This is a genomic window from Herbidospora sp. RD11066 (genome assembly GCF_054661255.1).
Window position 1 is genome coordinate 488652 of record NZ_BAAGDO010000002.1, and the last position, 22657, is coordinate 511308.

Sequence of the window (22657 nt, forward strand, 5' to 3'; positions counted from 1 at the left end):
GGGGAAACTGACTCGAAGTGAGCGAGTTCGCATGAGAAGTTCATTCCGGCTGGATACAAACCTGACCCAGGGCCCGTTCACCGCTCGCAGGGTACATGAGCAGCCCTTCTACTCATCGTGAAGGGGTCATTCGCGACAGCCGGACCACCGCCGCCCGCCACGCTGGGACCGTGTGGTTCTGGATCCGGCGCGACGCTCGCGCGCGCTTCGGTCTCATGTTCCTGACCGCGTTGACCTGATACGTCATCATTGCTTCTTTCCGGAGCAATGGAGGCACATCGTGTGGTCGGTCGTGATGGCGGCGGTGCTGGCGGGAGCGGCCTCGGTGGGAGGGGCGTCGACGTGGCGGTCGGCACCGCTCCCGCCGAAGGCGGGGCACGACTCCTTCGCCCACGTGGCGGCGACCGGCGCGAAGGACATCTGGGCGGCGAGCGGCGCGGGCGGGACCTTCGTGTCCGGGTCCACCGCTCCGGCGCTGCTCGAACGCTTCGACGGCAGGCGCTGGCTGTCGATGCCCCGGCCATCCGGCGTGATCACCGCCCTGTCCGCCTCGGCCTCGGGTGAGGTGTGGGCGCTCACCTCCGGCCGGGCCCACCAGTGGGACGGCAAGGGCTGGCGGGCCATGCGGTCGTTCTCCACGTCGGCCCACGTGCTGCTCGCCGCCGCCCCCGGCGGGGCCTGGCTGTCTGAGCAGGGGAAACTGAGCCGGTACGACGGCAAGCGTTGGCGATCGGTGCCCGTCGCGGCCAATTTCGAGATCGGCGGGTTACGCGTCCAGGGACGCGAGGTCTGGGTGCTCGGCCGGTACAGGTCCGGTAAGGCCATCTACGACACGATCCAGGGCGGCACCCCCGCCGCGCTGCGCTGGACCGGCCGGACCCTGACCCGGGTGCCCGTCTCCGCGCCGGCGAACCTCCGCGCCCACCTCCAGCTCGACGACGTGGTCACCGGCAGGGGCGGTGACCTGTGGCTCGCCGGTCGTTCGGTCATCGACGGCGACCGCCTGCCGGTCCTGCAGCGGCGCGGCTCGAAGTGGACGACCCTGACTCCGGCCCGCACCCGCCCGCCGGAGACCATCGAACCCGACGGGGCCGGCGGCGTCTGGTTCGACTACGGCCTCGACGAGCCGCTCTGGCGCAACCGCGCCGGGAAGTGGACGAAGGTCGCCGCCCCCACGCCGCCCACCGGCCGCCGCTGGGGCCTGTTCACCCACTTCGGCGCGGCCGTCACGGCACACATCCCCGGAACGACCCTGCTGGTGCGGGCGGGCGCGACGTCGGTCCCCGCCCCTGGGAACTCGTACAACCCGGAGACCAGCAAGAAGGCCCACGAGTCGGCCGACCGGGTGGTCATGACCGGCCCGCACCGGTGAGCCGGGGCCGACATCGACCTGGTCAGAGGCCTGGAGCATCACGGAGGTTCTGCCGATCCAGCCAGGTGGAGATCGCTGCGGCGATCGATTCCGGCTGGTCTTCGGAGGCGTGGTGACCGGCTGGGCCGCAGTGCTCGACCTGGAGGCCGGCGATGTTGTCCTTGCACCAGGCGGCGAGTTCCGGGGTGAGGAGCAGAGTCGGTGAGGAGTCGAAGGTGAGCAGGAGTTTGGGAACGTCGTCGCTACCGGCCAGCCAGGCGCCGTAGTCCTCGATGAGGGCGGTCACGTCGGCGGGGTCGCCGTCGATCGGCAGCGAGCGGGTCCAGTGCAGCAGCGGGCGGCGGCTCTCCCTGGTCGGGTACGGCGCCCGGTAGCGGTCGAGTTCCTCCTCGCTGAGCGGGTTCAGCACACCCCCGGTGTAGGCGGTTTCGACGAGGAAGTGCGAATCGAGCACCAAGGACTCACCCTCGGCGGTACGCAGCTTGGCGGCACGGGCGCGCGCCTGCTCGGAGAGTTCATTCGAGCTGACCGGACGCACGATCGTCTCGAAGAAGGCGAGACCGCGCACCCGATCAGGGTGGCGTGCCGCCCAGTCGAAGGCGAGCGAGCCGCCCCAGTCATGGCCGACGAGCACGACCTCGTCCAGGCCGAGCGCGTCGAAGAACGCGTCCAGGTAGCGGGCGTGGTCGGCGAAGCGGTAGTCGCCGACGGGTTTGCCCGAGCGCCCCATGCCGATCAGGTCGGGAGCGATCAGCCGTCCCTCTCCTACCAGGGGCAGCACCTTGCGCCACATGTGCGAGGAGGAGGGGTTGCCGTGCAGGAAGACGACGGCGGCTCCGCTGCCGTGGTCTTCGTAGTGAATGGTCGAGTCGAGAACGTCGATCGTGGGCATGGGCGAATTCCTTGTACGAGATGAGAATTTCAGGTGTCACCTGGGACTGCTGGGGCGGGGGGCCGCACGCCTGTTCCCTGGCCTTCCGGAGATCAGTTCTCGCGGGTCCAGGCGGGCATGATCCGCTGCTCACGGAATCGCCAGCCTGCCGGCGTCCGCACCACGGTGCCCGCCAGGCGCAGGCCGCCCGTGAAGTGGGGCGCCTGTCCGTCGCGGTAGTAGAACACGAGCGAGTAGGCCGAGGCGGCCGCCTGATCGCCGTCGACATCCACCAGCAGATCGGTGGTCAGGTGCTGGGCCTGCTGCCCCTCGACCTCACCCCGTCGCATGAAGCCGACGACTGAGTCGATGCCGCGGAGTTCACCCCCGCGCGGCGAGTGCACCACCACATCGTCGGCGAAGACGGTGCCCGCATCTTCCCAACGCTTCTCGTCGAGCAGACGTGCGAAGCGGGCGAACAGGTCGCCGATCTCAGTACGGTCGGCGATCGAAGTATCCGTGGACACAGTGCCCTCTTTTCATTCATTGGCGGAACGTTCGTGCGTCTAACGTTTCTGACATGAACGAACCTACATCGTTAGTCGGACTAACGCAACGAGATAGGATCGGCGGTATGAGCAGCAGACCCGACGCCGCGGACATGCCGCACCAGACGAAGACACCGGACAGACTGCGCCGACGGGCCAGCCGCCTGCTGTCAGGCGTCGCCGCACAGTCGGACCGGCTGATGAACGATGGCCTGGCCCAGATCGACGCCCGCAAGTGGCACTACGCCGTGCTCGCCTCGTTGTACGAACACGGCCCGGGCAGCCAGGCGACGCTGAGCCGACGCACCGGCATCTACCGCAGCGACATGGTCGGCGTCCTCAACGAACTGGCCGAGCGCGACTTCGTCGGACGGGAACCCGACCCCGACGACCGCCGCCGCAACATCATCACCATCACCGCCCAAGGCCGTCGTCAGCTACGCCGCCTCGACAACGTCCTGGACGACCTCCACGACGAGCTACTCGCCCCGCTGACCCCTGCCGAACGCGACCAGTTCGTGCAGTTGCTCACCCGCCTGCTGGACCACCACACCCAGAAGGCCCAACACTCCCCCATCTCCTGACACGAAACCGGCGCGCAGCCTACGAGGACACCGGGCCGGGGTCGCTCGCTACTCGCGCCAGGCGACGTAGGAGATCGTCAGCGGCGCGTCACCTTCTGGCACGGCGTGAATCTGGACGGCCACCACGTTGTCCTCCGCGGTGCGCGCGCGGGCCCAGTCGCCGGCCTTCATCTTGCCGACCTCCACGTGGTCGTAGCCGCGGGTGGCGAGTGCGTCCATGCAGGCGACCTCGGACCGTGGAAGGTGCCGAACGAACGGATCGGCTGGCTGGCCGTGATCACCGCGCTGCACGGCGACGTCGAGACGGCCCGCTCCGCGATCGACAAGGCCTACCCGGACGGCGAAGACCAGTTCGCGATGTCGGCCTGGGCCTACTACCACACCATGGCGGCCTCGATGGCCGGTGACGCGCGATGGGCGATGTGGGCGGCCGAGCGGTGGGTCTCGGCCGGCGCCGACCGCTCCGGCGTCGCGCAGGAGCACTACATCCGGCTCGACTGGCACTGGGCCCGCGCACTCACCGGCGACGACCCCGCCGGCAGGGCGGTGGAGGCCGAACGGCTGCTGGCCGCGACCCTCCTCGACCCGCCGCGATGGGGCATCGCCTACCACTACGGACTGATCGCCGAGATGTGGCTGGCCGCCGGACTGCCCGACGCGGCCGCGATCGCCCTCGATCGCGCCGACCGAGCGCTCACCACCCACGGCCAACGCTACGCCGAAGGGCTGCTGCTGTTGCTGCGCGCACACCTGCTGCGGGCCCGCGACGAACCCGCCGACGTCGTACGAGCCGCAGCCGAAGCGGCCCGCGCCCGATCGGCCGAACGCGGAACCCACCTCTTCGCGCGCCGCGCCGAGCGGTTCCTGGCCGAAATCGCCATGTGATCGCGCACTGTCCGGTCCGCTGACTCAACTCGTTTGGCCGCTCGCGTCGGGGAGCATCGGCGGGCAGGTGCCGCCTGGGCTGGTCGCCAGCTCGAAGTGCCAGATCTCGTTCGCGTACGTCTGGCAGAGGCCGTACTTCGCGCCGTTTCTGTTCAGCCAGTCGTCGGCGGCGGTGGGGCCGACGTCGACGGCGTCGCCGGTGACGTGGCGGGAGCGGTCGGGGGTACTGACGTAACGGCGGGCCTGCTGTTCGCCGCCGTATTTGGTGATCGCCTCTTCGTACAGTCGCCGCTGGTAGTGCTCGCTGCGCCAGGCGGTGGTCAGGAACAGGGGGACGCCGTCGGCGGCGGCGGCGCGGGATGCTTCCTGTACGGCTCGCAACAGGTCGGCGTCCAGGTTGGCTATCGCGGGCAACCGCGTGTCGAACGGTGAGATGTGCGCTCCGTCGGCCACGAATCCGTCGTCCACGCCGACGGCGTCGCCAGGGAGGGTCGTGAGGGCCAGGGCGAGGGCGGCGAGTACGGTCATCGGCCATCGGTACATGGGGGACTTCCGTTCCTGATCGGCATCGGACTGATGCGTTCAGGCTGGTCGGCGCAGGTGTCGAGGCCGCGGAGGCCGGGTATCGGCCGCCGCTCGCGCGTGTATCAGTCCAGCCGCACGGTGGCGACCGCGCCGCCTTCCGGATGGTTGCCGAAGGTGAGCCGGGCCCCGATGACGGCGGCCTGCCCGGCGGCGATGGTCAGCCCGAGTCCGTGCCCGTGACCGCGTTCGCTCGCCCCGGTGTGGAACCGCCGTGGTCCCTCGGTCAGCAGCGACTCGGGGAACCCGGGCCCGTGGTCGCGGACGACGATCGTGGTGCCGGCGATGCGTACCCCGACCGGGGCCCGTCCGTGGCGGTGGGCGTTGACGATCAGGTTGGCGAGGATGCGGTCGAGACGGCGGGGGTCGGTCACCGCGACCGGATCGCCGTGCACGGTCACCTCGGCCGTCAGGCCCGTGCGGTGGACGCAGTCGTCGGCGAACCGGCCCAGCGGAACCCTGACCCGGTCGGCCGATTCGGCGCCCGCGTCCAGGCGGGAGATCTCCAGCAGGTTCTCCACGAGGGTGCGCAGCACCTGAACCCGGTCGCGGACCAGGTCGGTGGCCTCCCCCTCCGGCAACAGTTCGGCGGAGGTGACCAGGCCCATCAGCGGGGTGCGCAACTCGTGGGCGACGTCGGCGGTGAAACGCTGCTCGGCGCGCAGGCGGTCGTGCAGGGCTGCGGCCATCGCGTCGACGGCGGTCTCGATGCCGGTGATCTCGTCGCCGGGACGCCTACGGGTGGACGTGCGGGCCTCCAGGTCGCCTTCGGTGATGCGGCGGGCGGTGCGGGCGACCCGCCGGAGACGGCGGTTGGGCAGTTCGGCGGCGAGTGCGGCCAGCGGCACGACCACGCCCAGAACGCCCAGGGAGGCGAGCACGATGTGGCGGTCGAGGGCTTGGAGGTTGCGCAGGTCGTTGCCCATGTCGATCTTGACGGTCCTGGTGCCGGTGGCCGCCCACATCCAGGGGATGCCGGGGTTGCGGTCGTCGTACCAGGTGGCGTAGGCGTTCGCGCCGTCGATCTGGGCGAGCAGCTCGGCCGGGGGTGGCTCGGAGTAGGGCGGGTCCGTCTCCAGGGCGGCCAGGGCCCGGTCGGCGCCCAGGCTCAGTGAGCGTTCCCAGGTGCTCTGGTGGACGAGGATGCCGACGGCCAGTGCCACCACGCCCGACGCCACGGCGACCAGGGCGGCGATCTGCCAGCGCAGGGATCTCCAGCGGGGCATGTCAGCGCCGCAACTTGTACCCGAAGCCGCGGACCGTTTCGATCCGGTCGGCGCCGACCTTCCTGCGCAGCCGCTGGACGCACAGGTCGACGACGCGACTGTCGCCGTCCCAGCCGTAGTCCCAGACGTTGCGCAGGAGCGTCTGGCGGTCAAGGACGAGGCCGGGGTTCGCGACGAACTCCAGCAGCAGCCGCAGTTCGGTGGGGGCCAGCGAGATCTGCTCCCCCGCCACGTACACCTCCAGAGCTCCCGGGTCGACGGTCAGGTCACCGAAGACCAGACGAGGGGCGTCGTCGGGTGCGGGGGTGGCGCGGCGCAGCAGCGCCCGGATCCTGGCCACCAGCACGGAGGTGTCGGCGGGTTTGACGACGTAGTCGTCGGCGCCGGCCTCCAGGCCGGACACGACGTCCAGGGCGTCGCCACGGGCCGACATCATCAGGATCGGGACCAGGCTCGACTCGCGGACCCGGCGGCACAGCCCGATGCCGTCCAGGCCGGGCAGCATCACGTCGAGCAGGAGGAGATCGGGGTTTCCGGCGCGGAAGAGTTCCAGGCCGGTCAGGCCGTCGGCGGCCGGGACGACGTGGTAGCCGTAGCGCTCCAGGGCCATGCCGACCGTCTTGCGGATCACCTCGTCGTCCTCGACGAGCAGTACCGAAACCGACATGGATCTCCAATGGAACATGAACCGGACGTACCAGAGAATATGTGCGCTGCTCAGCGGCCCTGCCTCATCGGCGGGGTCGTGGCGTCGTAGATCCAGCTGTTGATGTACGCGGTCAGGTCCTTCCCGCTCACCCGGTTCGCGACGTCGATGTAGTCCTGGGTGGCGGCCGAGCGGTGGCGGAACTCGTCGAAGAAGGTCTTCTCGATCTTTCGGAAGGTGTCCTCGCCGACGATCTCGCGCAGGCCGAAGAGCATCAGCAGTCCTGCCTGGTTCGTGCCGACCAGCACGTCGCGGGCGTGTTTCATCTTCCCCGGAGGGCCCGACTCGGCCCGCTTGTCGCCGTCGAACAGGTAACGGGCCCGCAGACCGCGATCGGGGTCGTCGAGGTCGCGGTAGCCCATCTCCGCGGCCCACAGGAGCTGGTAGAACTCGGCGTGGCCCTCGCTGATCCACATCTGGTTCCAGTCGCGCACGGCGACGGCGTCACCGAAATACTGGTGCGCCAGCTCGTGCATCATGGTGATCGCGTCGCCCTCCATGTCCTCCTTGGTCACGCGGCCGTTCCGGTCGGTGCCGGTGAGGGCTTCGACGGCGTAGGTGGAGACGGTCGCGGCCTCCAGCGCGACGCTGTTGTAGTCGCCGGGTACTCCGAGCACGCCATAGGTCTCGAACGGGTAGGGGCCGAGCTGCTCGTCCAGCCAGGCCATCTGGGCGGGGATGCCTCCGACGAGCTGGCGTGTTCTCTTGGCCTGGTCGGTGGCCACGTAGCTGCGCAGCGGAAGGCCCCGGGGGCCCTCGTCCTCGACCAGCGTGAACCGGCCGACGGCCGCCTGGACGACATGGGTCGGGATGGGGTCGCGTGTGGAGAAGGTGTAGGTGACGCGGCCCGCCTTCTCGACGCGTGAGCGGAGGGTGCCGTTCGCGACCGCCTGGAGCTCCTTGGGAGTGGTGATGCGGAAGGTGACCTTCGCCTTGTCACCGGGGTGGTCGTTGCTCGGGAAGTACAGGTGGGCGCGGTCTGGCTGGCCCATGACCGCGAAGCCGTCCTTCTTGTTCACCCAGGCCGTGCGGTGCGGCTCTTCGTCTTCGGGGAAGGCGGGCGACTGCGGGTTGGCACTGCGGTCCACCCGGAAGGAGACGTCCACCTGGAACGGCCGTCCCTTCGGGAGGAACCGCTCCGGCGTGATCAGCAGCTTCTCACCGGCGACGCGGAAGTGGGCCGGGCGCCCGGCCACGGCGACCTTCGTGATCGTGTCCATCGCCGCGTCCAGGCTGAAGGACGACAGGGCCTGGGTCGCGGTGGCCGTGATCTTCACCGAACCGTCCATCTTCGTGGTGCCGCTTCGGTAGTCGTAACCGACGTCGTAGGAGCCGACGTCATAGCCGCCGTTCCCCAGGTAGGCGAAGAGCGGGTCACCGGCACTCCGCGCACCGGGCTCGGCCGCTGCGGTGACGCCGCATGCGGTTGTCGTGGTCAGAACCATGGTCATCGTCAGTGCGGCCAGCGCACCGGGCGTTCGAGGAGAGAACATGGCCGCCATCGTGTGCGCCCCCGGTATCGGCCACCGTCGAGGCCGCGTATCGGCCGGCACTCAGCCGTGTATCAGGTGGACGGCAGGAGCGGCGTTAGGGTTCGTGGATGTTGCTGACAGTCCTTGGCGGATGTGGTGCGTGGCCGGGAGCGGGCCAGGCCTGCAGTGGTTATCTCGTGGAGCACGACGGGTTCAGGCTCCTCGTCGACCCCGGGTATGCGACGGTGCCGCGGCTACTGGAACGGGTCACCGCTGATCAGGTCGACGCCGTGTTCGTCAGTCACGGACACCCCGATCACTGCGCCGATCTGAACCCGCTGTTACGAGCGCGTGCGTTCCGTGCCGATCCGCCGGCTCCCCTGCCGGTGTACTCACTGCCCGGCGCCCTGGACGCGGTGCTCGCACTGGACCGCCCCGGAATACTGACCGATGCCCTCGCCCTACGCGAGTTCACCGCCGGCGACCAGCTCGACATCGGCCCGTTCCGCGCGCGTACGCGTCTGCTTCCGCACTCGGTGCCCAATGCCGGCGTACGCCTGGCGGCGGGCGGGCGGGTGCTCGCCTACACCGGCGACACCGGCCCGAGCCCCGAGGTGGTGGAGTTGGCGCGCGGAGCCGACCTGTTCCTGGCCGAGGCCACCTATGTGGACCGGGTCCCGGAGGGTTCGCGGCGCAACCTGTCGAGCGCCCGCCAGGCAGGCCGGCAGGCCAAGGAAGCCGACGTGCGGCACCTGTCGCTGACTCACCTGCAGCCGGATACGGACGCCACAGCGGCGCGAGCCGCCGCCGGGGCCGAATACGACGGCGAGATCGGCATCGCCACCGCCGGTCTCACCACCGATCTTTCCTGAGCAAGGCCTCGTCGGCTCGTACGGGTTAAGCAAGCGATGACCATCGCGGTGGCCGACCGGCGCTCAAGGACAGGCCGATGGCCGGCAGCGGGCCGAAGATGGCGCCGAGACTGTCCATCATCCGTTCAAAGCCGTAGGCGCGGCCATAGCTGGAGGCCGGGTCGACGGGCTTCAGGTCGATCCTGGTGCTTCCGGCCGGGTCGGCGGGTACGCCGATCTCGACCCGGACGCTGTTCAGCTTGTCGGTGAAGGTCGCCCCGGTCGGAAGGTCGGTGCGGGCCCAGCCTTCGGGCACCTTGACCTCGTATCCCTGACCCGGTGGCCGGAAGGGAAGGAAGACGGTGTCGTCAGGGATGTCGCCGACGGGGTTGGTCTCCGCCGCACGCTCCGGCGGTGATCATCACGCCTATGAGCAGCGCAAACGCCATGTATCGCACTTTCATGGGCCCACAGTAGGAAGATCCCTGTCAGCGCCCGCTGAGCGATGGGCTAGCGCCTCGTTCACCTTTCGCCGCTGAACGTCTCCTGGTAGTGCTCGGCCAGTACCTTGGCCGTGAGCTCGGCCCGGCTGCCGACGCCGGTCTTGTCGAAGATCGACTTGATGTAGTCGCGCACGGTGTGGGCCGACAGGAACAGTTCGGCCGCGATGTCGGCCGTCGACAGGCCGCTCGCGATGCCGCGCAGCACCTCGCGCTCGCGGGCGGTCAGCCCGTAGGCCTCCACGACGATGGGGGCGACCTCGGCGCTCTGGGCCGCCTCGACGACGACCGCGATGGGGCTGGCCGGGTCGGTCTCGTCCATGTGGGAGGCGTGCATGACCACCCATCGGCCGGCCCGGTCGCGGCAGCGCATCCGGGCCGGGCCGTCCTGGAAACCCCGGGCGACCGCGCGGGCCTGGGAGATCAGTGAGTGGACGAGCGCCATCGCCTCGGCCCGCTGCGCCTCGGTCCCGTGGGGAGGGTTCGCCGACAGCAGCAGCCACGGTTCGTCGCCGAAGGCGGGGCCGTAGATCTGCCGCAGCCACATCTTGGCGTGCATGTTGGCCGAGAACAGCAGCCCGTTCACGTCGAACAGCAGCACCCCGGGGGCTCGTAGCGACTCGATGGCCCTGGCCACTGGCGACTCCAGCACGTTTCTCGCACGTAGGGCGACCCCGACCGTCCGCGACGCCGCCGTCAGCAGCCGCAGCTCCCCCGGCTCGAAGGACGCGTGGCCCCTCTCCCGGAAGATCGCGGCGACACCCCAGGTCGTACCGCCGGTACGGAAGGCGATCCGGGCCTCGTCGTCGTAGCTCATCGGCCGCATGATCTCCCGGTAGCGGTAGCTGCGCATGGGCCGGTCGCCGGTGGCCAGGCGCAGCGACCCGACGGGGTCGGCCTGCCGGGCCAGGTCGCGGAACTGCACGACGTCGTTCTCGTGGAACTCGGCGCGCCAGAACGGCCAGCACAACGACGGGTCGAGGTTCTCGACCCGGCCCGAGGCGGCGGCCAGCAGCGTGGCGGGATCGACGCCGAACCAGACCGCGCCGTCGAAGGGGACCGCCTTGCGCAGCGTCAGGCTGACGGCGCCGAAGAACTCGTCGAGAGAGGCGGTGTGCGCGTCGGCGTCCCGGATCGACGCCGCCAGTCGCTGGGGGGTCATGGCTCGGATGGTAGGCGCCTCCGTTTCGCGGGACATCCCCCCGATTGGGGGGAGTCCGGTGGCCCGAAGCCCCCCGGACGCGGGATGCCGGTGACCCCCTCCCCGACCGCACAGTTGTGGCCATGACGAAGAAGATCCTGGCCGCGACCGCCGCCGCCACATTAGTCCTGACGCTCGCCCACGCCCCGTCGGCCGAGGCCGCCGTCCCGTGCAACGCCATCGACAGGTGGTGCGAGATGGAGTCGTACACCAACCTCGACCCCCTCCGGGCGCTGGAGCCCGAGCTCGGCTGCAAGAGCTGGGCGCCCTACCCGACCCGGTTCCGCTATCAGAACCGGGGCTCGGTCTCCGCGATCGTCCAGCCGTTCCCGATGTCCAACGGGACGGGGATGCGGGTGCGGCTGGAGAACACCCACAAGACCCAGAGGCACCTCGGGTACATGTGGTGGTACTGCTCCGGCACCCGCTCCGACTTCTCGATGGAGCGGCGGGAGATCCTTCAGCCGAACCAGTCCACAACGCTCCCGCTGGTCTGCCCCACCGGCTTCACCCCTGGTCAGAGCGCCTGGAGCGCGGAGGACGGCGAGGTCACCGGCCAGGTGACGGACATCGCCGGCGGTGTCTCCGGCGGCTTCAGCAACGGGGGCGCCTCAGCCGCGACGGTCTCGCTGACGCTGAACTGCCTCCGCCCCGCCTGACCACGCACGTACTCGAGGCACGCACGGGCCGCGAACGGCGGCGGCCCTCTTGGAGCACCAGCGGATGGACCTCGAGCACCGGCCGGCAGGCCGCCACCGCAGAGCCAGGTGCCGGTGCCCTCCTCCTTCTTAAGCCGTCTCACCACTACGCCGGATCTCGCCGGTGAGCGTGACGCTCTCAGAGACGTCGCCCGTGTACGTTCCAGCCCATCGAGGTCGTGTCGAAGCAGGACGCATTGGTGATGAGGCCGAGCGCGGTGTCGCGGTAGTCGCTAATGATCATCTCGATGCCGTCGCGGGGAGATCGCCATAACGGTGGCCCGCGCCAGGGTGCGGCCTAGACCATCGCGGTCAGAACGCCCCCGTCGGCTCGTACCGTGGCTCCGTTGGTGGCTGCCGACAGCGGGCTGGCCAGGTAGAGCGCGAGCTGTGCGATCTCGGACGGTTCGATGAAGCGTTGCAGGAGCGTGGTCTGGTTGGCGCCGATGATCGCGGCCTTCATCTCGTCGGCCGGCATGTTCCGGGCCTGGGCGATGCCGGCGACGGTGTCCGCGACGCCGTCGGAGTAGGTGGGTCCGCCGAGGATCGTGTTGACGGTGACCTCGGTTCCCCGGGTGAGCTTGGAGAGGCCGTTGCCCAGGGCGATCATCGCCGCCTTCGTCACTCCGTAGTGCACCATGTCGGCGGGGACGTTCACGCCCGATTCGCTGCTGATGAAGATGATGCGGCCCCAGTTCCTGTCGAGCATGCCCGGCAGGAACCGGCGCGAGAGCCGGACGCCGCTCATGACGTTGACGTCGAAGTAGCGCTGCCACTCCTCATCGGAGACATCCTCGAAGCGGTCGAGGCCGAAGACGCCGACGTTGTTGACGAGGATGTCCAGATCGCCCAGTGATCCGAGCAGCTCCTGGACCTGAGCGGCATCGCCGAAGTCGGCGACCCGTCCGGAGACCTGCGCGTCGGGCAGTTCGGCGCGGAGCCGCCGCAGGGCGTCCTGGACGCCGCTCTCGCTGCGCCCGTTGATGACGACCGTGGCGCCCTCTGCGAGCAGCGCGCGTGCTACGGCGAAGCCGATGCCTTGGGTCGAACCGCTGACGAAGGCGGTCTTGTCTTTCAGTCGCAGGTCCATGAGTCTTCTCGTTCCTGTGGGGCTTTGACTTTCCTGAGCAAGTGAAACTAGACCGGGATGACTTTCCTGGTCAAGTCATCGGGGATAGGCTGGGGCCATGTCACGACTCAGCAGCGACGACCTCGAAACCTGGTCCGCGCTGGCCACCGTCCTGGAATGGCTACCGGCCGCCCTCGACACGCAGCTGCTGCGGGACGCCGCGCTGACACACTTCGAATACGGCGTGATGTTCGCCCTCGCCCATGCCGATGACCGCACCCTGCGGATGAGCACCCTGGCCGGTTACTCCAACAGCTCCTTGTCGCGCCTTTCGCGCGCGGTGGCCCGCCTGGAGACCAAGGACTGGGTACGCCGGGCACCCGACCCGACCGACGGCCGCTTCACCCTCGCCACCCTCACCGATGCCGGCGAGCGGAAAGTAGAGCAGGCCACCCCCGGCCACCAGGCCACCGTCAACCGGCTGGTCTTCGACTCCCTGACGACAGCCCAGGCGCGGCAACTACGCGAGATCAGCCGGCGCATCATGACGGCCATCCGCACCGAAGACGGCTGGACACCGCCCACCAAGGCCACCCCTTAAGCAGGTCGCCGTCCAGATCGTCAGGGCGAGCCGGCCGGGCGCAAGACGGAACCGCGATCGGGCCGGCGGGGGTGGAAAGATGCCCAGATCGTCAGGGTGAGCCGGCCGGGCACGAGACGGAACCGCCGCCGAATCCCGGAAGCCCATGATCACCGGCTTGGCGTTAACCGCTGTACCGCTGTGCCCCAAGGCCGTAGTTGAACAAGGCGCGGCCTCGACGGGTCCGAAGAGCTCCAGCAGCCGCTACTGCCCGGATTTCGAGTTCGCGCTTACGTCCCCGAGGTGCTGTGGAAGCCGGGATTCGGGCTGGGCCTGGCCGCCGCGCTCGCCGTCTGCGTGATGTCTAGGCATGCGTTCGTGCGCTGTCCGGCGTTGCCCGTCTGGACACGCTCGTGGGACGTGATGTGGCGGCTGAGCCGTTTCCTGCTCTGGGCGTGCGACGCCAACCTGCTACGCGTGGCCGGAAGCGCGTACCGGTTCCGCCATCGCGACCTGCGGGACCGTCTCGTTCACGGTGCCTACAGGGCTTAGGTCATCGCCTAATGGTGTTAGGCATATGATGACGGCATGAAGGCAGCCCCTTTGACGGTGGCCTCGATCGTCGAGGCGGCCGCGGACCTCGCGGACGCGACGGGATTCGACTCGGTCACGCTGTCCGCCGTCGCCCGTCGGCTCGGAGTGCGGAGCCCCAGCCTGTATTCACACGTGAAGGACCGCGACGCGCTGCTGGAGGGCGTGACGGTCCTCGCCCTCACCGAACTGGCGGGCCGGGTGTCGGTCGCCGTGGCGGGACGGGCCCAACGACCGGCCCTTGAGGCGCTGGCCGACGCGCATCGTGACTACGCGCGCGAATCGCCGGGCCGCTGGGACGCGTTGCAGCGCCCCGTGGGTGAGGAAGCGGCCCGGTCGGCGGGCGCGCGCGACATCGTCGCCCTGACCGCCGCGGTCCTTCGAGGCTATCCGCTGCCGGAGAGCGAGCACGTCCACGCCGTGCGGTTCATCGGCGCCACCATCAACGGCTATCTCCGCATCGAGCGCAACGGCGGCTTCGCGCACAGCCTGCCGTCCGCCGCCGTCTCCTGGCATCGGATCATCGACGCGCTCGACGCCGCTCTGCGGGCCTGGCCCGCGCCTTCCGAAGGAGAACGACCATGATCACCACCGCCTTCGACGACCGGCTCGTCCGGGGGGTCGCCGAGCTCGAACGGACTCCGCGAGGCGTCCGGCTCCACCGGCTGCCCCGATGGGTGCGTGATCAGTTCCCGGATCCGCAGCTGTCGATGATGGAGGCGCAGCCCTCCGGCGCCCGTCTCGCGTTCACGACCGAGGCGCGGACGATCGAGCTGGTCGTGCATCCCACCCGGGTCGCCTATCGGGGCGCGGATCGGCCGCGCGGAGGGATCGATCTCGTCGTCGACGGAGAACTGGTCGCGCAGGTGCGACTGGCCGACGGCGATCTCGTGGAGGTCGACCTCGAAACAGGGGCGACGCGGTTCCGGCCGGGTCCCTCACAGACGGTGTCGTTCCAGCGTCTGGGCCCCGGCGACAAGGACGTCGAGATCTGGCTGCCGCACAACGAGGGGCTCGAGCTCGTCGAGTTGCGGACGGACGAGCCCGTCCGTCCCGCCGACGCGAAGGGCCCGTTGTGGGTCCACCACGGCAGCTCGATCAGCCACGGCTCGAACGCGAGCGCGCCCACGCAGATCTGGCCCGTCGTCGCGGCCCGCCGTGCCGGCGTCGAACTGCGCAGCCTCGGCCTCGGCGGAAGCGCGCTGGTCGACCCGTTCACCGCCCGCGTCATCCGTGACTCAGCGGCAGACCTGATCAGCGTCAAACTCGGAATCAACGTCGTGAACCTCGACGCCATGCGGCTGCGGGCCTTCGTCCCCGCCGTGCACGGCTTCCTCGACACCATCCGCGACGGACACCCTGACACACCGCTTCTGGTGGTCTCCCCCATCCTGTGTCCCATCCACGAGGACACCCCGGGACCGGGAGCCGTGGACCAGGCGACGCTGGGCACCGACCAGGTCCGCTTCACCGCGACCGGCCGTCCGGGAGATCGTGAGCTGGGGCGCCTCACGCTCCGGGTGATCCGCGACGCCCTCGCCTCCCTGGTCGAGCGGCGTGGTGACGACCCGAACCTCCACTACCTCGACGGGACCGAGCTTTACGGAGAGGTGGACGCCGCCGAGCACCCCCTCCCCGACGCGCTCCACCCCGACACCGCCACGCATCAGCTGATCGGCCAGCGGTTCGCCGACCACGCCTTCGCCCCGGGGGGTCCCTTCGTCTCCCGGTAGAAGCCGTAACCGAGCCCAGTGCGCGTTCCTAGCCTCGCGATGTGACCGTCGACAGGACCTGGGTGCCGGCGGGGTTCGTCTGCCTGGTCGTCCACAAGGACCGAACCGGCGATGGCCGGCAGCCGGGATGGCCTGCCTGGGCGCGGCGGTCGGCTTCGTCGACGCGTTCTTCATCGGCAAGGCGCTGTGGATCCTCGGGGTGCCGATCGCGCTGCCGCTGGCCGTGCTGACGTTCGTCGGAGCGTTCCTGCCGGTCGTCGGGGCGCTGTTCGCGGGCCTGCTGGCGTTCGTGGCCAAGGGGTGGATAGTGGCCGTGATCGTGATCGCGGTGACGATCCTCGTCCAGCAGCCCGAGGGGCACCGATGATCTACGGCAAGGCGCTCGACCTGCCGGGCGCGGTCATCCTGCTCGCGCTGACGGTGGGCAGCGTCGTCGCGGGGATCATGGGCGCGTTCCCGGCGGCTCCGGTGGCGTCGGTGATCGTGGCCCTCATTCGCAACGCCCAGGGCTGCTCCCCCGACTCCGGCCCGCCCGCCGAGCCCGCTGTGGCCTGAACGGGCTACCAGGTGGGGTGGATACGTTCGACCTGGTCGCGGCGGGTGTACATGTCCCAGTAGACGTCGGCCAGGTCGTCGGGGTCGACGACGGGGAAGGCCGTGGGGTCGAACGTGTGGCTCCCTGTCGAGGCGTTCTCCAGCACCTTACTGCGGGCGATGGCGGCGGCGACCGACAGCGTGCCGACGTAGACGCCCTGACCGGTGAGTTCGGCGTTGAGGGTGTGGACGTGGTTGCGGGCGGCGGCCATCACGACACCGGGCCCGCCGAGGCCGGCCATCGGGTGCACCGCTGAGACACCGGTGGTCATCAGGATCGCGCCGTCGCCGCGTTCGATCATCTCCGGTACGACGGCGTGGAAGATCTCGACCGGGGTGAGCAGAAGCAGTGGGATCAGCCGCTGCAAGGCGGCGGCGTCCAGCGCGGTGGCGGCGGTGAAGGACAGGTTGGCATCTACTGGGCCGTATTCGACGACGTCGATCCGGCCGAACCGCGCGCGGACCGCCTCGACCAGGCCGGGCGCCTGGTCGGGGTCGCCGAGGTCGGCGGGGAAGGCCTCCGCCTCGATCCCCTCGGTGGACAGCTGCTCGACGAGGGCGTCCAGACGGTCCTTGCGGCGGGCGACCAGGGCGACGCGGTGGCCCTCGCGGCCGAAACGGCGGGCGACGGACAGGCCCAGGCCGGTACCCGCGCCGAAGACGGCGATCACTTTGGACATCTGCTGCTCCTCTAAGTTGACCATAGGGTCAGGTTGATGGGGCTTCAAGCTAGCAGTAACTTGACCCATGGGCCAAGTTATCTGGACGGCTAGGATCGGAGCCCTGAAAGGAGACCGGATGCGGGCCGACGCACGACGTAACGCCGAGAAGCTGCAGAGCGCGGCGGTCGAGCTGTTCCGCCAGCGCGGGCTCCAGGTGCCGCTGAAGGAGATCGCCCGCCACGCCGGGGTGAGCCACGGAACCCTCTACAACCTGTTCGGCAGCCGTGAGGCGATCATCAACGCGGTGGTGGCCGACCTCGCCGTCGACCGCCTCGACCGGGTGGCCGAGGAGGCGCTCGCGCGCATCGACCCCTGGGACGGCTTCGCCTACTACGTCGAGAAGGTGTGCGAGCTCCAGGCCACCGACCCGGCGATCAGCGACGTGGTCACCGGGCGGTATCCCGACGCCGAACTCCTGATGGAGGTCTGCGGACGCGGCCAGGTCGCCTCCGCCCGCCTGATCGCCCGCGCCCAGGAGGCGGGCGTCCTCCGCGCCGACTACACGGGCCAGGACCTCGTCTTCATTTTCGGCACCAACGCCCTCGTAGCCCGCGCCGCCGCCGAAACCGCCCCCGAAGCCTGGCGCCGTGGGGTCGCCCTCATGCTCGACGGACTACGCACCGAGGCCGCCCACCCGCTACCCGCCGAACCCCTGACCATGGACCAGGCCTACACAGTGATGGGCCGCCTGGCCGCCGGAACCTAGCCACGGCACTACGAGCGAGACGGGCACCCCGCTGGCCTCCCCCGCACCGCAAAGGGAACGGACATCTGGCCGCCGAACCTGCCCCGCGCCACGAGTGAAGCGGGCATCTCACCGCCGGAACCCGCCCCGCACCGCAAATGGAACGGACATCTCGCCGCCGAACCTGCCTCGCGCCACTAGCTAGACGCTGGTGAAGCTGGTGGCGATGGTCATCGTCGCCCACCACTCCGGGGCTGGTCCGGCTTCGACGGTAAGGGTGTCCCGAAATCAAGCCCGGAGCGCGGTCATCCGACTGCCCGTCGAACCGTGGGCCTGGGGTCGCCCTTCTGCGTGATTCCGTGAGCATCACCGTCTGCCGGCCGCGACGGCCCGTTCCCGCCGGGGCGGAGCCCGGTGGCGGCGGGCCAATCCGGTCGCGTGAACTGCAACCGGCCCGAACACGGCGGCCCTACCGCCCGGCATGCCCGCCTGGCAGGCCGGCCGGGCTCAGACCCGCTGACGATCGAGAAGGCCCGGGAACTGATCACCGTGATCACCCGCCGATGGGTGGAGAACCTGCCCTGATCTGAGCCAGCCGCCCCGGCCCTTTGGCCCGCTGGTCATCGGCCCGTTCGCAGAGCGGCGAAGGCGGCGTGAGCCTGCGCGAGGACCTTCCGGTGGCTTCGTACGGAGGCCTTCAGCCCGCTTCGCAGAATGGACCGTTTGTGCGAGGAACTGGTCGACTTCGGGCCCCGGATCCGACCCGAGGCTCGGCAGAAGACGCGGACCTCTACCGCCAATTTCTGCACTCAGACTCCTCGAAGGCCTTCCTCGCCTCGCGATGTGACCATCGACAGGACCTGGGTGCCGGCGGGGTTCGCCTGCCTGGTCGTCCACAAGGACCGAACCGACCGGCGGCCGGGGATCTTCTTTCTGGTGGCGTTCGCGGTGATGGTCCTGTACTGGACCGGCCGGTTCGTCCTGCAGGGGCACACCCTGGTCTGTGGGGACCGAAAGTCCAGGGTTAACGGATCTCCCGGCGGCCCGCAGAATGGCGGTGTCGTCGACAAGGAGCTTGGTCATGCGCTCAGCACTCCCGCGCGCCCTGATGGCAGTGGTCGTCGCCCTCGCGGCGGTTCTCGTCCCGGCCGGGCCCGCGTCCGCGGGGATCTGGCAGCTCTCCGACGGCTTCGAACCGGCGTCGAACCCGGCCAGCCGGTGGACGTTCACCGATCAGGGCGACTGCGACGCCCCGTACTTCCAGAGCGTCGGAGTCGCCTCGCCCCATACGGGCGCCGGCATGGCGGGCCTGCGCGTTTCCAACACCGGTGGCTGGTGCTCGATCGGGCGGACGATCTTTCTCACGCCGGTGCCCGCGCACCCCGGTGCCCGCTGCAGCGCGGGTGTCTGGCTGGACCTGCGCAACGCTGCGGCGAGCTTCAACCTGGAGGTCATCAACCCGGCCAACTGGACCTACATCGCCCTGAAGACGGTGCCGGTGGACCAGACGACCGACCCGGGCTGGCGCCTGCACTCGGTGAGCTGGACCGCGCAGCGCTCCGATGTCGTGCTGCGGCTGACCGTGGGAAAGGCTTTCAACCACCTGTTCGCCCCACGCGCCGAACTCGACGACGTCGTCGTCCAGTGCGCCTACTGACCGGCGGCGCCCGCTAGGAGACGCGCCAGAGCGTGGCGTTGGCGCCGGGGTCGTCGGGGTCGCCCACCGGCGAGGTGAACCCGGAGCCCCAGACCTGTGAGGTGCCCGGCCGGCGCGCGACGGCGGCCAGTGAGGCGTCGTAGCCGGTGGGTCTGGGCAGTGGTGTGCTCGTCCAGCTCGTGCCCTTGACCTGCCACATCTGCGGGTTCCAGCCGCTCTGTGCGATCCACACGCCGCCCTTGCCGTCGGGTTCCACTTCCGTGTACGGCTGTCCCTGCGTCGTCCCGAGCGTCATCCGCCACCGGGTGCCGTTCCAGTGCATGGCCAACGGGCGGGAGAAGGTCACGTCGTCGCCCTCGGCGTTCGCTCCCTCCCAGCTGACCCCGCCTACGGCCCACACGTTGCGCGCGCTGACGACGGCGACGTCGATGAAGGTGGCGGTGGCGTCCTCGGCCGGCAGCGGGATCGTGGGCAAGGTCACCTTGCGCCAGGCCTTGCCCGACCACTGGAAGACGCCGCTCCCGGCGGCCCAGACCTGCCCGCCTCCGGCGTCCACGGCGAAGGCGGTGCCGGGGAGGGGGTGGCGTTTCCACGACGACCCGGTCCAGCGCCGCGAGGTGTTCCCGCCGACGGCCCAGATGTCGCGGGCGGAGACGGTCTCGGCGTCGGCGGCGTGGAAGGTGCCGAGCGACCACGACGACCAGGCGCGCCCGTTCCAGGCGTAGGCCCGGTTGGGTCCGAAGGCCCAGACCCGGCTCGTGGTGGCGGCGACCGCCGACAGCTCGGGCAGCCGTCCGGGCAGCGTCTTCCTGGCTTTGCCCTTGAGTGACTGGACGAACCCCTGGCGGCGCCCGTTCAGATAGCGGTGCCCGGCGGTCCAGACGGTGCCGTCGGCCGTGACCGCGACGTCGGCGAACACGTCGTCGCCCGGGGTGTGGACGACCTGGGCGACCTGCCAGGGGGAGGCGGTGGCCGCCAATAAGACCGCGATGATTGCCCTCATCCGTCCACGATATTTCCTACGGCGCCCTCAGCCGCCGGTGAACCAGACTTCCACCGAGATGCCGGTGGAATCGCTCATCGGCTGGGCCAAGAGGGTGGCGACGCGTCCGTCGGAGAGGGTGACGTCCAGCACCGCGTAACGGCCCTGTGCGACCAGTCGTACGGCGGCGTCCTCCAGGGCGAGCCGGTCGCGGCGGCACAGGTCCTGGGGCGGGCACCTCGGCACGGTGGGTCCGGGCCTGAAACTCCTCGCCCGGAGGAACTCCTCCATCAGGGCGCGCTCGCGTTCGCTGCTCAGTTCGAGGAGCCGCTGCTCGACGCCGGCGGCCGACCGCTGGGCCAGGGTCGCCATCTCCTCGCTCGCCCTGTCGGTCGGGCAGGTGATGCTGATGACGCCCGCCACGCGCCCGCTGAGCGGATCGCGGATCGGGGTGGCCACGGCGGTGAGCCCGTGGAGGCCCGCCGAGAAGTGCTCGTTGCCCGCGACCCGGCAGATTCGCCGTTCCACCAGCGCCGAGCCGAGGGCGGTGGTGCCGATGTCCCCCTCGGCGTAGCTGAATCCGGGCGCGGCGCCGACCGCGTCCAGGATCCTGCCCTGGGATCTCTCACCCACGTTGCGCAGGAACACCACGCCGCTGGCATCGCCCAGGAACATGCCCGCCGGGGTGCCCTCGACCACGGTCTCCAGCCGCTCGAACACGGGCCGCGCAGCACGGACCAGTTCACAGTCGAAATCCAGATCGTTGAACAGGCGTGGCCGGGCGGTGTCGGGGGTCAGTCCCGCCTCCTGACACCGCTGCCACGAATTCAAGATCGGAGTGCGAACCTCGCCCCCTGCGAGCTTTCCGTCCAGGAACCGCTCCAAGATCTTGTCGGCATGCTGCTGTCTCGCGTCCAAGACACCTGCCATTCGACTCGCTCCCAAAGCTCCCTCCTGCGCTCAGCGCGTCTCCAACGATATAGACAAACAACACGATTCTTCTCATTGCCGGGCAAAAGGTGATCGATTTTCCGTTGCGCTGGGTTCGACCAGGCTCAGAGGCTGGGCCAGGTGCCGATGAAACGGGGCCGCGGGGTTGAATATCGCGCCGTGGCCACGGCCGCCATGGTCCCGACGACGGTGGCCAGCACCACGGCCACGACGCTGGCCTGGGCGTACGTGGGGATCCACCCGGCGCTCCAGGCCTCGAACGGCGCGATGATCACCAGCCAGACCAGCCCGGTCGTGACCGGAGCGACCAGCCAGATCCACGCCGGCGGCCGGGCCATGACGGCGAAGAACGCCATCAGGACGAAGGCCGTCGCCGGCAGGACGAACAGGGCCAGCAGCAACACGGGAGGCGGGTACAACGGGGGGTAGCCTCCCGTCAGAAGGTCGAAGAACTCCTGACGGGGAGCCAGCCAGTACCACGCGGCGACCCAGCCGACCGCCACACCGGCGGTGAACCCGATGGAACGCACGCCCGTGCCGAGCGCGAACAGCCCGGCCACGATCCCGATGAGCAGCGCGTTCTTGGGGAGCAGATCGCTGTAGAGGCCGGGCGCGTCCACGGACACGGTCGCGGACGGGTCGAGTTCGTAGTCCTTGATGCCGACCCGGCGCCAGGTCCCGGCGGCGTCGCGGACCGCGACCCCGTCGGCCCCGTTGGCGACGACGACCACGCCGGGGATCGCCGAGACACTGAGCGACTCGACCGGCTGGACGTCCTGCGGCAGGTCGGGCGGATAGGCCCTGACCAGCCGGTCCTGTACTTCCGGGGAGAGCTCCCACGCCGTCGTCCAGGGCCCGTTCGCCCTCGACTCCTCGACCTTCAGCCGCCCGGGGACGATCCGGAAGCACCGGTCGTCGGCGCAGGAAGTGGACGCCGGGATGGGGGTGACCGCGCCCTCCCACTCCTCCCAGCTGAGCCCGTCGCGGGTGATGAAATGCCTCGGCCGGTTGTATTCGCCGTCGTTCCCGACATGGGCGATGATCCCGCCGTCGCGCACCTCGGTGGCGAAGGCGATGGGCGGCACGTACGGGATCTCCGGGCCGGTCGCCGTGATCGCGAGGACGGCGGCCGGGGTCAGCAGGATGACCACGGTCCTCCCGGCGGGGACCGGGTGCCTGGCGGCGTGCCATGCGACGTACAGGGCGGGTAAAGCGAGCAGGTCGGTGAGGTCGGCGCGGATCAGCGACGGCCCCCAGGCCAGCGACCACGCCTCCGAGGCCAGCCAGGCGCCGGTCTCGGAGGCCTTGACCAGGGTGAACCCGATCCCGGTGATCGCGATCGCCGGAAGCGGCCGGCCGATGACCAGGCCGAGCAGGGGCGGCAGGACGATGAGCCCGGCGACGTCGCTGAGCTTGCCGGTGACGAAACCGGGCCAGGTGTACTTCAGCAGGTGGTCGTTGACGACGAGCACGACCAGGGCCACCACGGTCAGCGGATGGCCGATCCACGAGGCACGGCTCAACGGCCAGGTTCGTCGCACTCCCCCAGGGAAACCGACATGCCGCCGGGATCCGAGACCTCGTGATCACTCTGGAA

Annotated in this window: 27 protein-coding genes; 13 read left to right on the forward strand and 14 right to left on the reverse strand. The window is 69.9% G+C overall.

All coding sequences use genetic code 11. From position 1 onward, the window contains the following. Positions 1-280: 280 nt before the first annotated feature. Positions 281-1372 (forward strand): hypothetical protein, encoded by a 1092-nt coding sequence (locus tag ACYQ78_RS08770; RefSeq protein WP_459800229.1) that lies wholly within the window; start codon positions 281-283, stop codon positions 1370-1372. 22 nt (positions 1373-1394) lie between these two features. Here the strand turns inward: ACYQ78_RS08770 and ACYQ78_RS08775 are convergent, their stop codons facing one another. Next, complete coding sequence (locus ACYQ78_RS08775; protein ID WP_459800230.1) at positions 1395-2264, reverse strand: haloalkane dehalogenase; 870 nt, start codon at positions 2262-2264, stop codon at positions 1395-1397. A 92-nt stretch (positions 2265-2356) separates the two neighbouring features. Then, positions 2357-2770 carry a nuclear transport factor 2 family protein gene (locus ACYQ78_RS08780; protein WP_459800231.1) on the reverse strand — a complete coding sequence of 138 codons (414 nt, stop codon included), beginning with the start codon at positions 2768-2770 and terminating at the stop codon, positions 2357-2359. Between the two features lie 107 nt (positions 2771-2877). Between ACYQ78_RS08780 and ACYQ78_RS08785 the strand changes: the two genes are divergently transcribed. Then, the gene (locus tag ACYQ78_RS08785) at positions 2878-3375 is read left to right on the forward strand and encodes a MarR family winged helix-turn-helix transcriptional regulator (protein ID WP_459800232.1); all 498 of its coding nucleotides are present in this window, start codon (positions 2878-2880) and stop codon (positions 3373-3375) included. A gap of 48 nt (positions 3376-3423) precedes the next feature. On the opposite strand, the gene ACYQ78_RS08790 is transcribed toward ACYQ78_RS08785, so the two are convergent. After that, positions 3424-3594, reverse strand: a complete 171-nt coding sequence (locus ACYQ78_RS08790) for a hypothetical protein (RefSeq protein ID WP_459800233.1) — start codon at positions 3592-3594, stop codon at positions 3424-3426. Positions 3595-3618: 24 nt separating this feature from the next. Between ACYQ78_RS08790 and ACYQ78_RS08795 the strand changes: the two genes are divergently transcribed. Further along, on the forward strand, positions 3619-4260 hold the full coding sequence (locus ACYQ78_RS08795; protein WP_459800234.1) for a hypothetical protein: 642 nt from the start codon (positions 3619-3621) through the stop codon (positions 4258-4260). 24 nt (positions 4261-4284) lie between these two features. On the opposite strand, the gene ACYQ78_RS08800 is transcribed toward ACYQ78_RS08795, so the two are convergent. The 4 genes from ACYQ78_RS08800 to ACYQ78_RS08815 form a co-directional block, all read right to left on the reverse strand. Next, on the reverse strand, positions 4285-4788 hold the full coding sequence (locus ACYQ78_RS08800) for a M15 family metallopeptidase (protein WP_459800235.1): 504 nt from the start codon (positions 4786-4788) through the stop codon (positions 4285-4287). 119 nt (positions 4789-4907) lie between these two features. Continuing rightward, positions 4908-6068 carry a sensor histidine kinase gene (locus tag ACYQ78_RS08805; protein WP_459800236.1) on the reverse strand — a complete coding sequence of 387 codons (1161 nt, stop codon included), beginning with the start codon at positions 6066-6068 and terminating at the stop codon, positions 4908-4910. 1 nt (position 6069) lies between these two features. Further along, complete coding sequence (gene cseB, locus ACYQ78_RS08810) at positions 6070-6735, reverse strand: two-component system response regulator CseB (RefSeq protein WP_459800237.1); 666 nt, start codon at positions 6733-6735, stop codon at positions 6070-6072. A 50-nt stretch (positions 6736-6785) separates the two neighbouring features. After that, positions 6786-8267, reverse strand: a complete 1482-nt coding sequence (locus tag ACYQ78_RS08815) for a M1 family metallopeptidase (protein WP_459800238.1) — start codon at positions 8265-8267, stop codon at positions 6786-6788. A gap of 107 nt (positions 8268-8374) precedes the next feature. Between ACYQ78_RS08815 and ACYQ78_RS08820 the strand changes: the two genes are divergently transcribed. Then, entirely contained in the window at positions 8375-9118 is a 744-nt protein-coding gene (locus ACYQ78_RS08820; RefSeq protein ID WP_459800239.1) for an MBL fold metallo-hydrolase, read from the forward strand. A gap of 25 nt (positions 9119-9143) precedes the next feature. On the opposite strand, the gene ACYQ78_RS08825 is transcribed toward ACYQ78_RS08820, so the two are convergent. Beyond that, complete coding sequence (locus tag ACYQ78_RS08825) at positions 9144-9413, reverse strand: hypothetical protein (RefSeq protein ID WP_459800240.1); 270 nt, start codon at positions 9411-9413, stop codon at positions 9144-9146. Positions 9414-9619: 206 nt separating this feature from the next. Beyond that, positions 9620-10759 (reverse strand): helix-turn-helix transcriptional regulator, encoded by a 1140-nt coding sequence (locus ACYQ78_RS08830; RefSeq protein WP_459800241.1) that lies wholly within the window; start codon positions 10757-10759, stop codon positions 9620-9622. Positions 10760-10881: 122 nt separating this feature from the next. Between ACYQ78_RS08830 and ACYQ78_RS08835 the strand changes: the two genes are divergently transcribed. After that, positions 10882-11457, forward strand: a complete 576-nt coding sequence (locus ACYQ78_RS08835; protein WP_459800242.1) for a hypothetical protein — start codon at positions 10882-10884, stop codon at positions 11455-11457. 337 nt (positions 11458-11794) lie between these two features. On the opposite strand, the gene ACYQ78_RS08840 is transcribed toward ACYQ78_RS08835, so the two are convergent. After that, positions 11795-12586, reverse strand: a complete 792-nt coding sequence (locus tag ACYQ78_RS08840) for an SDR family NAD(P)-dependent oxidoreductase (protein ID WP_459800243.1) — start codon at positions 12584-12586, stop codon at positions 11795-11797. 97 nt (positions 12587-12683) lie between these two features. Here ACYQ78_RS08840 and ACYQ78_RS08845 point away from each other — a divergent pair, with 97 nt between their 5' ends. From ACYQ78_RS08845 to ACYQ78_RS08865, 5 genes are all read left to right on the forward strand, one after another. After that, positions 12684-13166 carry a MarR family winged helix-turn-helix transcriptional regulator gene (locus tag ACYQ78_RS08845; protein WP_459800244.1) on the forward strand — a complete coding sequence of 161 codons (483 nt, stop codon included), beginning with the start codon at positions 12684-12686 and terminating at the stop codon, positions 13164-13166. A 567-nt stretch (positions 13167-13733) separates the two neighbouring features. Then, the gene (locus ACYQ78_RS08850; RefSeq protein WP_459800245.1) at positions 13734-14321 is read left to right on the forward strand and encodes a TetR/AcrR family transcriptional regulator; all 588 of its coding nucleotides are present in this window, start codon (positions 13734-13736) and stop codon (positions 14319-14321) included. Next, a complete protein-coding gene (locus ACYQ78_RS08855; protein ID WP_459800246.1) occupies positions 14318-15469 on the forward strand; it encodes a GDSL-type esterase/lipase family protein in 1152 nt (383 codons plus the stop codon). Before ACYQ78_RS08850 ends, ACYQ78_RS08855 begins: the two co-directional genes overlap by 4 nt. Before the next feature lie 127 nt (positions 15470-15596). Beyond that, entirely contained in the window at positions 15597-15836 is a 240-nt protein-coding gene (locus ACYQ78_RS08860; RefSeq protein ID WP_459800247.1) for a hypothetical protein, read from the forward strand. Then, the gene (locus tag ACYQ78_RS08865; RefSeq protein WP_459800248.1) at positions 15833-16024 is read left to right on the forward strand and encodes a hypothetical protein; all 192 of its coding nucleotides are present in this window, start codon (positions 15833-15835) and stop codon (positions 16022-16024) included. Before ACYQ78_RS08860 ends, ACYQ78_RS08865 begins: the two co-directional genes overlap by 4 nt. Positions 16025-16029: 5 nt before the next feature. Here the strand turns inward: ACYQ78_RS08865 and ACYQ78_RS08870 are convergent, their stop codons facing one another. Next, on the reverse strand, positions 16030-16743 hold the full coding sequence (locus ACYQ78_RS08870) for an SDR family NAD(P)-dependent oxidoreductase (protein WP_459800249.1): 714 nt from the start codon (positions 16741-16743) through the stop codon (positions 16030-16032). A 118-nt stretch (positions 16744-16861) separates the two neighbouring features. Here ACYQ78_RS08870 and ACYQ78_RS08875 point away from each other — a divergent pair, with 118 nt between their 5' ends. The 3 genes from ACYQ78_RS08875 to ACYQ78_RS08885 all read left to right on the forward strand — a co-directional run bounded on the left by ACYQ78_RS08875 (position 16862) and on the right by ACYQ78_RS08885 (position 19127). Continuing rightward, positions 16862-17491 carry a TetR/AcrR family transcriptional regulator gene (locus tag ACYQ78_RS08875; RefSeq protein ID WP_459800250.1) on the forward strand — a complete coding sequence of 210 codons (630 nt, stop codon included), beginning with the start codon at positions 16862-16864 and terminating at the stop codon, positions 17489-17491. Positions 17492-17908: 417 nt separating this feature from the next. Continuing rightward, the gene (locus ACYQ78_RS08880; protein WP_459800251.1) at positions 17909-18055 is read left to right on the forward strand and encodes a hypothetical protein; all 147 of its coding nucleotides are present in this window, start codon (positions 17909-17911) and stop codon (positions 18053-18055) included. 496 nt (positions 18056-18551) lie between these two features. After that, positions 18552-19127 carry a hypothetical protein gene (locus ACYQ78_RS08885; protein ID WP_459800252.1) on the forward strand — a complete coding sequence of 192 codons (576 nt, stop codon included), beginning with the start codon at positions 18552-18554 and terminating at the stop codon, positions 19125-19127. 13 nt (positions 19128-19140) lie between these two features. On the opposite strand, the gene ACYQ78_RS08890 is transcribed toward ACYQ78_RS08885, so the two are convergent. From ACYQ78_RS08890 to ACYQ78_RS08900, 3 genes are all read right to left on the reverse strand, one after another. Beyond that, on the reverse strand, positions 19141-20130 hold the full coding sequence (locus ACYQ78_RS08890) for a hypothetical protein (protein ID WP_459800253.1): 990 nt from the start codon (positions 20128-20130) through the stop codon (positions 19141-19143). Between the two features lie 27 nt (positions 20131-20157). Continuing rightward, complete coding sequence (locus ACYQ78_RS08895; protein ID WP_459800254.1) at positions 20158-20940, reverse strand: GAF domain-containing protein; 783 nt, start codon at positions 20938-20940, stop codon at positions 20158-20160. A gap of 224 nt (positions 20941-21164) precedes the next feature. Continuing rightward, positions 21165-22601: a hypothetical protein gene (locus ACYQ78_RS08900; RefSeq protein WP_459800255.1), complete on the reverse strand. Its 1437-nt coding sequence runs from the start codon at positions 22599-22601 to the stop codon at positions 21165-21167. Positions 22602-22657: the final 56 nt, after the last annotated feature.

Coding starts and splice junctions, on each gene's coding strand:
- ACYQ78_RS08850 (WP_459800245.1), top strand. CDS start 13,734: ATGAAGGCAGCCCCTTTGACGGTGGCCTCGATCGTCGAGGCGGCCGCG.
- ACYQ78_RS08815 (WP_459800238.1), bottom strand. CDS start 8,267: ATGTTCTCTCCTCGAACGCCCGGTGCGCTGGCCGCACTGACGATGACC.
- ACYQ78_RS08790 (WP_459800233.1), bottom strand. CDS start 3,594: ATGGACGCACTCGCCACCCGCGGCTACGACCACGTGGAGGTCGGCAAG.
- ACYQ78_RS08845 (WP_459800244.1), top strand. CDS start 12,684: ATGTCACGACTCAGCAGCGACGACCTCGAAACCTGGTCCGCGCTGGCC.
- ACYQ78_RS08840 (WP_459800243.1), bottom strand. CDS start 12,586: ATGGACCTGCGACTGAAAGACAAGACCGCCTTCGTCAGCGGTTCGACC.
- ACYQ78_RS08860 (WP_459800247.1), top strand. CDS start 15,597: ATGGCCTGCCTGGGCGCGGCGGTCGGCTTCGTCGACGCGTTCTTCATC.
- ACYQ78_RS08875 (WP_459800250.1), top strand. CDS start 16,862: ATGCGGGCCGACGCACGACGTAACGCCGAGAAGCTGCAGAGCGCGGCG.
- ACYQ78_RS08865 (WP_459800248.1), top strand. CDS start 15,833: ATGATCTACGGCAAGGCGCTCGACCTGCCGGGCGCGGTCATCCTGCTC.
- ACYQ78_RS08870 (WP_459800249.1), bottom strand. CDS start 16,743: ATGTCCAAAGTGATCGCCGTCTTCGGCGCGGGTACCGGCCTGGGCCTG.
- ACYQ78_RS08785 (WP_459800232.1), top strand. CDS start 2,878: ATGAGCAGCAGACCCGACGCCGCGGACATGCCGCACCAGACGAAGACA.
- ACYQ78_RS08805 (WP_459800236.1), bottom strand. CDS start 6,068: ATGCCCCGCTGGAGATCCCTGCGCTGGCAGATCGCCGCCCTGGTCGCC.
- ACYQ78_RS08820 (WP_459800239.1), top strand. CDS start 8,375: ATGTTGCTGACAGTCCTTGGCGGATGTGGTGCGTGGCCGGGAGCGGGC.
- ACYQ78_RS08775 (WP_459800230.1), bottom strand. CDS start 2,264: ATGCCCACGATCGACGTTCTCGACTCGACCATTCACTACGAAGACCAC.
- ACYQ78_RS08890 (WP_459800253.1), bottom strand. CDS start 20,130: ATGAGGGCAATCATCGCGGTCTTATTGGCGGCCACCGCCTCCCCCTGG.
- ACYQ78_RS08835 (WP_459800242.1), top strand. CDS start 10,882: ATGACGAAGAAGATCCTGGCCGCGACCGCCGCCGCCACATTAGTCCTG.
- ACYQ78_RS08885 (WP_459800252.1), top strand. CDS start 18,552: ATGCGCTCAGCACTCCCGCGCGCCCTGATGGCAGTGGTCGTCGCCCTC.
- ACYQ78_RS08830 (WP_459800241.1), bottom strand. CDS start 10,759: ATGACCCCCCAGCGACTGGCGGCGTCGATCCGGGACGCCGACGCGCAC.
- ACYQ78_RS08800 (WP_459800235.1), bottom strand. CDS start 4,788: ATGACCGTACTCGCCGCCCTCGCCCTGGCCCTCACGACCCTCCCTGGC.
- cseB (WP_459800237.1), bottom strand. CDS start 6,735: ATGTCGGTTTCGGTACTGCTCGTCGAGGACGACGAGGTGATCCGCAAG.
- ACYQ78_RS08855 (WP_459800246.1), top strand. CDS start 14,318: ATGATCACCACCGCCTTCGACGACCGGCTCGTCCGGGGGGTCGCCGAG.